General features: G+C 42.1%; 8 protein-coding genes. 1 reads left to right on the top strand and 7 read right to left on the bottom strand.

Going from position 1 to position 11,305, the window contains the following annotated elements:
* Positions 1–38 precede the first annotated feature (38 nt).
* Both QZ735_RS15375 and QZ735_RS15370 read right to left on the bottom strand, forming a co-directional pair.
* On the bottom strand, positions 39–3,077 hold the full coding sequence (locus QZ735_RS15375; protein ID WP_294250117.1) for a reprolysin-like metallopeptidase: 3,039 nt from the start codon (positions 3,075–3,077) through the stop codon (positions 39–41).
* Positions 3,078–3,458: 381 nt separating this feature from the next.
* A complete protein-coding gene (locus QZ735_RS15370; RefSeq protein WP_294250114.1) occupies positions 3,459–5,462 on the bottom strand; it encodes a M43 family zinc metalloprotease in 2,004 nt (667 codons plus the stop codon).
* Between the two features lie 304 nt (positions 5,463–5,766).
* Here QZ735_RS15370 and QZ735_RS15365 point away from each other — a divergent pair, with 304 nt between their 5' ends.
* Positions 5,767–6,009 carry a hypothetical protein gene (locus tag QZ735_RS15365; protein WP_294250111.1) on the top strand — a complete coding sequence of 81 codons (243 nt, stop codon included), beginning with the start codon at positions 5,767–5,769 and terminating at the stop codon, positions 6,007–6,009.
* A 2-nt stretch (positions 6,010–6,011) separates the two neighbouring features.
* Here QZ735_RS15365 and QZ735_RS15360 read toward each other — a convergent pair whose 3' ends face one another.
* The 5 genes from QZ735_RS15360 to QZ735_RS15340 all read right to left on the bottom strand — a co-directional run bounded on the left by QZ735_RS15360 (position 6,012) and on the right by QZ735_RS15340 (position 11,146).
* Complete coding sequence (locus QZ735_RS15360) at positions 6,012–6,680, bottom strand: DUF6048 family protein (protein ID WP_294250109.1); 669 nt, start codon at positions 6,678–6,680, stop codon at positions 6,012–6,014.
* Positions 6,646–7,131: a hypothetical protein gene (locus QZ735_RS15355; protein ID WP_294250106.1), complete on the bottom strand. Its 486-nt coding sequence runs from the start codon at positions 7,129–7,131 to the stop codon at positions 6,646–6,648. Before QZ735_RS15355 ends, QZ735_RS15360 begins: the two co-directional genes overlap by 35 nt.
* Positions 7,132–7,161: 30 nt before the next feature.
* Positions 7,162–8,574 (bottom strand): 23S rRNA (uracil(1939)-C(5))-methyltransferase RlmD, encoded by a 1,413-nt coding sequence (gene rlmD, locus QZ735_RS15350; RefSeq protein WP_294250104.1) that lies wholly within the window; start codon positions 8,572–8,574, stop codon positions 7,162–7,164.
* Between the two features lie 106 nt (positions 8,575–8,680).
* Positions 8,681–10,243 (bottom strand): TlpA disulfide reductase family protein, encoded by a 1,563-nt coding sequence (locus QZ735_RS15345; protein WP_294250102.1) that lies wholly within the window; start codon positions 10,241–10,243, stop codon positions 8,681–8,683.
* A 135-nt stretch (positions 10,244–10,378) separates the two neighbouring features.
* A complete protein-coding gene (locus QZ735_RS15340) occupies positions 10,379–11,146 on the bottom strand; it encodes a succinate dehydrogenase/fumarate reductase iron-sulfur subunit (protein WP_294250099.1) in 768 nt (255 codons plus the stop codon).
* Positions 11,147–11,305: the final 159 nt, after the last annotated feature.

Genomic DNA, 11,305 nt, shown 5'->3' with positions numbered 1-11,305 from the left:
AGCCTGAGGATCTTGTATATAAGAAGTGATGTTCTTTCTTATTTCTTGATAAATTTGGAATTGAATGCTTCTTTTCCTTTCTCTTCAATGGTAATGACGTAGGCACCTTTGATCAGTTCGGAAACATTGATTTGTCCGTTACTGATGGCACCTTGCCTGATCAGCTGACCGGCTGCACTATAGATTTTATAAGTAGCCTTGTCAGAAACTTTAGTCACATTCAGGATATCGGATACCGGGTTCGGATAGATCTGGATTCCGTTTTTAGGACCGGCTACATCGCTTGTTGACAATGGATTTCCGGCAATAACGACGTTATAGTCTTCTACTTCCCCGTAATCGAAAATATCTCCACATGCATAATCAGAATTTAATGATGCTCCAACATTTCCATTGTTTGTTCCTGCTCCCACATAGAATGCCACCACTCTCATTCTCAGGGGCTGACCTTCCACTGCACTTGCAGGAATGGTAACGTTACCTGAAATCACAGTGTTTGGAGGCGTCAATGTTACAGGATAGTTCAGTACCTGTTCAGAATCGGAGAACACGCCATCTTTATTGAAGTCGATAAAGGCTGCTACAGCATCATAATCCGCTACGTCTGGATTACCTACGGTAACAGACATAGGATAAGACGTTCCTTTTGTCATGTTGATTTGCAGCGCCGTATTTGTCGTATAATTGCTGTACGTCGTATTCAGTGAAGAGTTATTTACGTTGGCAAGCGTTACGTTCGCAATATATTCATAATTAGCAGCGCCTGTACTTGCTGTACAATATACCAGAGCAGGCGTACTGAAATTTACGGATGCAGAATAAGTACCGATGGTTGTTCCGCATACCATGGTAACCTGTACTTCGTAAGTTACATTATCCTGTAAATTCGTAAGGTTTACAGAAGGTACGGTAGTATCAATTGTCATCCATGAAGCAGCTCCTGTTTTTCTGTAACGTACCTGGTAAGTTGCATTGGTATAAGACATCCAGGATACGCTTGCTGTAGATGAAGTAATATTGCTTACCACTACATTGGTAGGGGCAGCATTGCTGCAAGGTGCAAGAGCTCCGATGGTAACAGGTCCTACTGCATAAAAGACATTTCCTACTGCAGAAATTCTTACTTTTATGGTCTGACCATTCAGAGAACTTGGGAAAGTAAAGTTCTGACTTCCGTCGTTAGGCGTTGAGTCCGCCAATATTGTCCATGAAGTTCCGTTGTTGGTCGTATAGTCGATTTTTACGTTGACTACATTATAAGGAGCAGCATTGGTATTGGCTACAATCCACTGGATCGGAGTCGGCGTATTCACATCAGCATACTGATTGGCCAGTCTGAAAGGGCCGTTATCCCCAACTACGATAGTCTGCACTTTAAAGCTGGTCTGCTGCTGAAGAACATTCGGGTTGTTATCTCTTACCGTTACCGCAAAGTTGGTAGTTCTTGCCCTGGTCGATACTGCCTCCCAGGTATTATTAGCATTGTTCAGCACTCCGTTCATTACGGAAGTGAAGTTTGGAAAATACCGCGTTGGACTTGTACTTGGTGAAAGAGATCTGAACGAAGGTCCGGATATGGTATTTCCTAAGTTGAACTTATCCGTTGTCACAGTTGCATCATCCACTTCTTCCCATGTATACGTCATAGGATTATTTTCCGGATCGGTAGCGGTAGCCGTAAGAACGAAAGCCGTTCCCTTTGGAATGTTATAAGTAGGCAAATCTGAAATTACCGGCGGGTTGTTGGTAATGGTGGTTTCTACATCACAAGTCTTGGAAATCAGGTTATCCTGAATCTGATCGATACTTGCAATATGGAAATACGGGTCTGAATTGGCCTGTACATCCGTATTAGCCCCTGTAATGCCGGCATATCCCATGATCGTTGATCCTGATCCCGGTTCCATATTCACACCGCTTCCCTCAAGGTTCATGGAGAAGGTATGGTTTCCACCCAGCTGGTGACCCATTTCGTGGGCTACATAATCGATGTCAAAAGTGTCTCCCTGAGGGATGGCATTGGCAGGGGAAGTGAATCCTGAGCCTTTTCCTTTAGGTACTGATGTGGTAGGGTTTACACATACACAACCGATACACCCGGCATTTCCTCCGCCGCCCGATCTTCCGAACAGGTGACCAATATCATAGTTAGCATTGCCTACATTATTGGTTAAGGCAGTCTGTAACTCCTGATTCCATGCACCGGCTGCACCTGTATTTGCACTGGAATACGGATCGCTGCCAGGATTAATATAGATAACGCTCGGGAAGTTCTGCAGATTCAGGTGCAAGGCGAAATCCTTTTCAAAAACCCCATTTACTCTTGTTAAGGTAGCATTGATGGCGGCAAGCGCAGGAGCCCTCTTCTGATCGTCAGTAGCAGTAGCAGGTACACCGGCAAGTGACATGAAGTATTGGGTATACTCACCCGTTACAGACATGGCCAGTCTCATGGTCCTGTATTTCTTATCCGAATTTTTGGAGAAATCGCCAGGCTGGTTGGAGAAAGATTTCCCTTTTTCCAGTAATCCGGCTATCTGCTTTTTAGCAGCCGGCGCTTCATCGGTAGAGCACAGGAATCCGCTCTCGTTCTTTTTTGTCTTGGGATGAACAGCATATACCGTTCTGTCCGTCAACAATGGCTCAATAAATTCATATTTGCCTTCACTGATCACCATTGACTGGAAATCATTTGGTGCAAGGCTAAAACGTACATATTTTGTAGGATCATCTACACTGGTTCCTACATAAGATCCTAGCTGGTACTTATCTGCCAGCTCTTTTACAACAACCGGAAAACTGTACACTTTAAATTGTTCAATCTTCCCATTTATTGTAGGAAGAGAAATTACTACGGGAACAGCATTCGGTCCCATCTCCTGAGCAGTGCTTAATTGTGATCTTAGCAAATTGAGGTCTAATTTGTAGTACCCGTTGCTTTTTACGTTAGATCGCGCTGTGCTAAGCCCTGTACTCCTCTTTCCATTATTCACTTCCTGGGAAGAAACCTGCGTCCATTGTCCGAACGCCGTACCTGCTACGAAAGCAAACATCAAGGTAGTAAGTAATCTTTTCATAAATTAATTAAATTATAATTTCTGCCAAATGTAGCTATTTTATGCATCATATCATCAAAAATAACATTATTTTTTTTCAGTATTATGTATCTACAGGACTCTGAGTTTATAAATTCTTTTATTTTTTCCCGTCCATGAATCTTAATATATAATAAGACATATCTCATATTTATCCCATTTTAAAAATGAATATAAAGTATTTCATACATAATTCACAGTACGTTTTTTCGGCGGATTTTTTTTACAGCTGTGTTATCAATCGTCTCATTTTTAGCTGTACCCAGTGATTAGCGGACTGCTTACAGGGTTGAGAAATATTGATAACAATAAAAAGCTCCGGATGTTTGTCATCCGGAGCCTGATTGTATCAGTGACCTTATTTTATTTCTTGATAAACTTAATGCTTTCAGAAACTGCATTGTCTTTCACTGTGATGATATAGGTACCCTTTACCAGTTCAGCAACATGCACTTGGTTATGATCAATAGATCCGGCTTTCACCAATTGTCCCACTGCATTATGGATTTCAAAAGTAGCTTTAGCAGATACTTTTGTAATGTTCAGCACTTCATTTGCGGGATTTGGATACAATCCAAATGTCTCTTTCTTAGGAGTTTCTCCGGTAGCAAGAACCTGAGCCTTCATAAGTCTGCTTTGGGTAGTAGGGAAGTTTGATCCTGAAATAAGCGTAGTTCCTGATGTTGTTTTAATGTTATAATATCCACCATACAGATAGAAGCCGTCGCCGTATGAATCCGTTATATTGAATGTATAACATTCGTTAGGGTTTAGAGTCCAGTTTTGAGTGATCAGAGCAGGCATATTGGGAGCTGCATCTGTATATCCTCCGGCAGGGCTGCTGTATACGGTAGTTCCGGCACTGTTTTTCAGGGTCCATGCGATCTCGGAACCATAATAATCCAACTGAAGATTAAAAACCACACTAGTCTCTACATTAGCAGGCGCTCCTACATATGTTCCTGAAACAGAATTATTTGAACTTCTCTGATCTGCTCCTCCATTTACTGAAGCAATACTTACTGTAGCAGGTCCTGCAACAGCATTAGCTGCAACAGGAAGGTTGATTAGCTGAGATTTATCCTGAGCCAGGTTTCCTGTCCAGTTAAAAGACTGCGTATTTCCGTTAATAGAATAATTAACCGTAGCCGATGTAAGAGAACTGGTCCCTCTGTTGAAAAGGGTTACCTGTAAAGCCTGGGGTGAAGTACAGCTTGGTGTTCCGCATGCCCTTTCCATCTGGATTTCTGCATCGTTTGCAAATAATGGGATAGCCACATCTTTTGTAGAGCTTTTCAGAGAAGCTCTTCTCGGAGAATTATTCATTACTGCCGTAATTCTTGCCTTCTGATCAACAGTAAAGATATTCATACAGGTATCATTGGTATAATCCATATAATTTTCTACCATTTCATTCACAGCAGGATTATCGCAACTTGCTACTGTAGGACAATTATAATTAGAAGTGTGGGCAGTAGGTGTATCAGCACAATAATCCGTACCACATGCAGCATCTCCCCATATATGTCTCAATCCTAAGAAATGCCCTACCTCATGGGTCATTGTTCTTCCTTTATCATAAGGTGCATTAAGAAGAAAGTTATTGTTTGTATTATAATCACTGCTTCCGAAAGTAGAAAAATTAGCAACAACACCGTCTGTAAAAGCATCGCCTCCCACTGCATTCAATCCTTGCAGATTGGAACCGTCCGGAAATTGGGCATACCCCAAAAGATTAGTATTAGGTGCTGCGAAGGCTACACTCCACATATTCATGTACTGGGTAGGATCCCAGATGGTCTCAGGCTTTACAAAAGCTTCAATAGCATCTCTTTTGAAAGTGGACTGACACATTTTTACACGGTCAATGCCATTCGTTGGGTTACCTTTAGGATCTACCTTTGCCAGTGCAAACTGGATCTGGGTATCAGCCCCTACAGCATTGGAATTGAACCCGGGAGTTCCTGCCAGTCTGCGGAAATCGTTATTCATTACCGTAATCTGGGAAATTACCTGTTCGTCTACGATATTCGGAGCTGAACCGTAAGCCTGACCTCCGTGAATAACGTGTACTACCACAGGAATGGTAACAATATTTCCATTCTGGGATTTATTGGCTTTGGCTTTTTCAACCAAAGGCTTTAACCATGCCTCAAACTGATTCACCGTCATTCTTCCCGGAAATGATCTTCTTAAAAAATCCTCATATTCTGTTGTACCACATCTTTCGAATCCATGCGATGCAACCAGCTCCTGAGGTGATTTTTCGATTGTTGTACCCTTACCACCTTTGATCTGTGCGCTAAATATTCCTGCACATAATAAAGGAAATAAAAGAAGGGATTTTGAAGGAGTAGATTTTATCATTTCTTAAAACTTATTTATTTGCAAATATATAAGTTTATCCATCAGGTATTATCTTCAGATCATATAAATTCCGTAAATTTAAATAAATAAGTATCCGATGAAAATATGCACATTTATATTTATAATATCCGTATTTCTTTTTTATCATTGCAGTCCTCAACATCAACCGGCAAATAATACAAAACATTCAACAACATCTGCAAAAACCGGAAAAATTGACAAGATACAACTTACGGAACAAACACGCGGTACCAACAGAATCTTTACTTTCAGTCCCGGAAGTAAAATTACTTCCTTAAATGGTATGATTAGCAAATCCATATTACCTGCTTCAGACTGGCAGGATATCCTCGGTGAGGTAAACACTTTAGATCTAGCCAAAATTCAACGGTATCAATCCACTTCTGAAGGGAGATTTTCAGATCGTGCCCTATCATCGGAGATCATCATTTTCAGTGAAGGGAAAATCTATACATCTGCTTCTTTTGATGAAAAAGTCCCTCCGGCAGAACTGAAGGGACTGTATGATCTTTTAAAAAAAGACTGATTTTAAAACTTATAGGCAATGCTCCACGCAAATCCCATTCCGAATTTTCCGGAGCTTCTTCCGAATCCCGGTACGATCATAGGCTGGATTTCATCCTGTTTGGTAGTAAAAAGCAGATACCGTGGCTGGAGGTTGACATCGATAAAAAAATCAGATTCAAAAAGCTGCACCCGCCCTCCTATCGTACCCTCGATCCAGTATGAAGATTGAGTAGATGACGGAAATGATACGGAGGAACTGCTTCCGCCGAATCCCCGTACCGGAACGGACTGGTATTCCTGGGTATAGAATGAACCGGCAAATTTACCGCCGCCGTAGAAACCGTTGAACTCATTTTCAGGATCTTTGGCCAGCATATAGAACGCTCCCAGTTTCAGGAAAGGCCCGCTGGCTTTTGCGTCGTAACCGTTCTTCCGGTATACATTGGATTCGAATCCGGCTTCTACAATACCGTGGATGTTATTTTTAATCCTGGAAGATATGAAACCCTGGTACAGTTTGCGGTCTGAAAAAAAGGAAACGCCCGTATTCAGAACGTCGACACCTACCATGAAATTAGGCTCATACTTCCATTTTTCCTTTTTTGGCTCTTTGGCATCTTCCCGGCTCTGGGCAACAGCCAGCATTGCAACAAGGCTAAAAAAGAAGGAAAAGATTTGTTTTTTCTTCATTTTCTATAAAATTTTGTCCGTTTTCTATACTTCTTACCGGGATCACTGTGGCAGGATCCAGCACCGCATTCAGGCTTTCATATGTTTTTTTGATGCCGCATCCCGGTGAAACATAAATGGACCGGGTGGTATAATTCACTCTTACCTTAGATTCTTTTCCTTTATTCGTGACCCTGAAATAAATGTCCGTATACGGAGCATCGTCTACCCGCAAAGGAATAATCCTGGAAGTAATTTTCGCCTGACCTCCCAGCTGCACCTTTCCGGATCCGTAATCCACCGCTACGTACAGTGAATCGAGGGTCCTTTCCTTTCCGCTTTCGAAGTTCAGGAATGATACTTTCATTCGCGGGGTTCCTTCTCCGCTTTCACAGATATCGTCGTCTCCGCCACAGGAAAACAGCAGGCTCAGTAAGCCCGTTATCATCAGAAATTTAAAATAGTTTGCCATACCGTGTGATTGTATTCAAATATAACCCAATTATTTCTTGATCAGCAAAGCAATGTTTTCCACATGGTGGGTTTGCGGGAACATATCTACCGGCAGTATTTTCACTAAGGTATAGTCGTCTTTCATCAAAGCCAGGTCCCTGGCCTGTGTTGCGGAATTACAGCTTACATAGACTATTTTTTCAGGTGCCAGCTGCAGAATCTGCTCCACTACTTTCTGATGCATCCCGTCTCTTGGCGGGTCTGTGATCAGGACATCTGCTTTCGGATGGGTTGCCAGGAATTCCTCATTGAAGATATCCTTCATGTCTCCACAATAGAAGGTCGTATTGTTAAGGCCGTTCAGCGCAGCATGTTCTACCGCAGCATCAATCGCTTCCTGTACCGATTCAATCCCGATTACCTGCTTTGCTTTTCGGGCAACGTACTGGGCGATGGTTCCCGTTCCGGTATATAAATCATAAACGACTTCATCTCCTTTCAGATCAGCAAACTCAAGGGTCTTACGGTAAAGTTCCAGTGCCTGCTTATAGTTGGTCTGGAAGAATGATTTGGGCCCGATTTTGAACTGAAGGCCATCCATTTCCTCCATCAGGAAGCCTTCCCCGTAATAGGTATTGATATCAAGATCATAAATGGAATCGTTCGGTTTCGGATTGATTGCATACACCAATGTCTTAATCTGCGGGAAAGTTTCAATCAGGAATTCAAACAGCTTCTCACGGTTTTCCTTTTCTTCATGGTACAGCTGGAACAGCACCATCCATTCTCCTCTGGAATTCTGTCTCATCATAAGGGTTCTCAGGAATCCGTCATGGTTCCTTACATCAAAAAAGTCCAGGCCGTTTTGTACAGCATATTCTTTTACGGCAAGCCTGATGGTATTGGATGGCTCTTCCTGCAGGAAGCATTCTTTAAGATCAAGGATTTTGCTCCACATTCCCGGGATATGAAAACCCAGGGCATCACGGCTCCCGAAGTTTTCTTCGGAGCTGATTTCATACTGGGTAAGCCAACGCGAATTGGAAAAGGAAAATTCCATTTTATTCCTGTAGAAATACTGTTCTGCAGAACCCAGGATCGGCAAGGTTTCGAAGTTCTCGATTCCTCCGATTCTTTTGATATTGTTGTAAACTTCTTCCTGCTTGAAGTGAAGCTGTTTTTCGTAGCTCATATTCTGCCACTTGCACCCTCCGCATACCCCGAAGTGAATGCATTTCGGGTCTACCCTGTCCGGCGACTTCTCCAGCAGGTCTACTGCTTCACCCTCATAGTATTTGGACTTTGCCTTTTTCACCCTTACATTAACAAGATCTCCCGGGATGGCTCCTGAAACCATTACGGTTTTTCCTTCATCCGTGCGGCCGATAGCAATGCCTTTAGCGCCGGCAGTGACCAGCCTTATGTTTTCAAGAACTAGATTTTTATTCTTTCTCTTACTCATTCTGATTTCTATTTTTCCTACTTGAAACGTTTCCGCTTCAGTCTGCAAAAGTACAAATAAAAAAACCTTATCCGGGGATAAGGTTTCTATCTGTATTGATTTTAAATTATTTTGTCTGGGCCGGCTGCGGGTTTGCCTGCTGTTGTGCTGCTGCAGCAGCCTGTTGCTGGGCGGCTACTACGGCAGGATCCATTCCTGCTCCCTGCTGCAGCTGAACGTTAGGATTCACTTTCGGTGCAGAAAGTCCTGTCTGCTTATCCAGCACGGTTACCAGTTCAGGATCTCCAAGATTAAAGAACGGCTTGCTGGCGATTTTGCCGTCCTTGTCTACAATAATGAAACAAGGCAACTTGAATCCGTAGATTCCGTATTTTTTGGCGATGTCAGAATTCAGTCCTCCGTCAGCATATACATTGGTTCCGGCAATCCCTTTCAGCAAAGAGCTGCTGGTTTTCACAAACTGGTCTTTGGTATCATCTACATTTACAAAAACAAAGTTCATTTTGGATTTGTAAAAGTTTACGATTTCCTTAAGCACAGGAACGGTAGCTTCCCCGATATAAGGATTCCATGATGCATAGAATGCCAGCATATACGGTTTCCCTTTGTTCTCGGAAAAGGCATAGGATTTTCCATCTGCTTTTACCACTGAAACTTCAGGAGCCTGTTCACCGATTTTAAATCCGTTGATGGCAAATTGGATTTTTTTCAGATCTTCTTTTACTGTATTGTCTTTAATATCGGTATCAATGATTTTCTTGATTTTCTCAACAGTTTTTGCAGGCGACCCCGGATGAATATCAGACTGGGCCATTACATAAGCCAACAGGTAATCTTTGGCTGTCTGGGAAAGGTCTTTCTGATTTTTCTTCAGGTATTCTGCAAACAGTTCTGAAGTGGTGATATCCGTTTTTCCGGCGCTGTTGGCCTGCGCATATTTCTGGAAGTCGGCACTCATTTTCCCCAAAAGGTATTGTCTGTAGTATGGGTTTTCTTTTACCATCACCTCTTTGTTCTCTTCAAGCTTATTGGTAAAATCGGTAAATGCTTTTGTTACTTTAAAAGACGGGTTACCCATTTGCTTATGGCTCATCTCATACTGATTCATGATGGTAAGCAAAGTACTGGCAAGATCATTTTTCTTCCAGGCTACCATTTCACTGTCAGGACCGAATTTCTTTTCATTTTCCTCGATATTTTTGGTGATGTCGGCCTGAACTTTCTCCATGCCTTTCAGGAAAGTATTTTCATCCTTTGCCAGCAGCTCATTCATGTTGACTTTCTGAGCATAGGTAGACAGGTATTTTTGAGTAGCAGTAAAGAAATCGTTATTCTTTTTAGCATCACCGGTAATCACATATTCCGTAGGGAAAGTCAGTGCATTTCCTGAAATATCCAGTTTCTGACCGCCTTTCAGATAAATTAAATTTTGTTTTCCTCCATAGGAAACCACATACATTCCGCTTCTCGGGGCTTCAAAGCTTCCGGCAAAGGTTCCGTCTTTGTTTACTCCGATGTTGATCAGCGGTAAAGTGGCCACTCCGGAAGCTTCAATAAACTCTATTCTTTCCAGCGGAGAACCTCCTGTGATTTTTCCTTTTACTTCAACTTTTTTAGAGCAGGACATGGCAAAAACTGCAATGATAAACAATAAAAGATATTTTTTCATTTCGAATTTTATAATTACGCAAAAATAAGTTTTTCAATAAACTTAATACAAATTAATATAGGTTTTAAGAAAGATTTAACTAAAAAAATCGCCTTCCTGTGCGGAGACGATTTTTTCAGATATATTCCTTTAATTTTATCCTCTGTCAGCGAATGCCACGATGTATTCCCGGTTCATACGGGCGATGTTTTCAAGGGAAATTCCTTTCGGACATTCTACCTCACACGCTCCGGTATTGGAACAGTTTCCGAAGCCTTCGTCATCCATGGCTTTCACCATGTTCAATACCCTTCTCTTCGCTTCTACCCTGCCTTGCGGCAATAAAGCAAACTGGGATACCTTGGCTCCTACGAACAGCATAGCGGATCCGTTTTTACAGGATGCTACACAGGCTCCGCAGCTGATGCATGCTGCTGCATCCATCGCTTTGTCGGCATCTTCTTTAGGCACAGGAATGGCGTTGGCATCCAGGGTATTCCCTGAAGTATTCACCGAGATAAAGCCTCCGGCAGCCATTACCCTGTCAAATGCGCTTCTGTCAACGATCAGATCCTTGATTACAGGGAATGCAGCACTTCTCCATGGTTCGATAACGATGGTTTCACCGTCTTTGAACATCCTCATGTGAAGCTGGCAGGTTGTAATCCCCGTATCCGGGCCGTGTGCCCTTCCGTTAATATAAAGGGAACACATTCCGCAGATTCCTTCACGGCAGTCGTGATCGAAAGCGATCGGTTCTTTTCCTTCGTTGATCAGGTTTTCATTAAGGATGTCCAGCATTTCCAGAAATGAGGAATCTGTTGACACATCCGATATTTTATAAGTCTCAAACTGACCTTTAGATTTATTATTTTTCTGTCTCCAAATTTTCAGCGTAAGATGTAAGCCTTTTTTAGCACTCATAATTATATATTTAAAGATTGGAGATTATTATTTGTAACTTCTCGTTTTTACTTCAATATTTTCATAGATCAGGTCTTCTTTATGCAACACTTCCGCATTGATATCCTTCCCCTGATATTCCCATATTCCTACGTATTTGTAGTTTACGTCATCTCTTTC

It is taken from the genome of uncultured Chryseobacterium sp., assembly GCF_913776365.1.
GTDB lineage: Bacteria > Bacteroidota > Bacteroidia > Flavobacteriales > Weeksellaceae > Chryseobacterium.
This window is presented reverse-complemented; position numbering and strand designations above follow the sequence as displayed.

What these genes read in the sequence shown, in the direction of transcription:
- QZ735_RS15375 (WP_294250117.1), bottom strand. Translation starts at nt 3,077, where the DNA reads ATGAAAAGATTACTTACTACCTTGATGTTTGCTTTCGTAGCAGGTACG.
- QZ735_RS15360 (WP_294250109.1), bottom strand. Translation starts at nt 6,680, where the DNA reads ATGAAGAAAAAACAAATCTTTTCCTTCTTTTTTAGCCTTGTTGCAATG.
- QZ735_RS15355 (WP_294250106.1), bottom strand. Translation starts at nt 7,131, where the DNA reads ATGGCAAACTATTTTAAATTTCTGATGATAACGGGCTTACTGAGCCTG.
- QZ735_RS15345 (WP_294250102.1), bottom strand. Translation starts at nt 10,243, where the DNA reads ATGAAAAAATATCTTTTATTGTTTATCATTGCAGTTTTTGCCATGTCC.
- QZ735_RS15340 (WP_294250099.1), bottom strand. Translation starts at nt 11,146, where the DNA reads ATGAGTGCTAAAAAAGGCTTACATCTTACGCTGAAAATTTGGAGACAG.
- QZ735_RS15370 (WP_294250114.1), bottom strand. Translation starts at nt 5,462, where the DNA reads ATGATAAAATCTACTCCTTCAAAATCCCTTCTTTTATTTCCTTTATTA.
- QZ735_RS15365 (WP_294250111.1), top strand. Translation starts at nt 5,767, where the DNA reads ATGATTAGCAAATCCATATTACCTGCTTCAGACTGGCAGGATATCCTC.
- rlmD (WP_294250104.1), bottom strand. Translation starts at nt 8,574, where the DNA reads ATGAGTAAGAGAAAGAATAAAAATCTAGTTCTTGAAAACATAAGGCTG.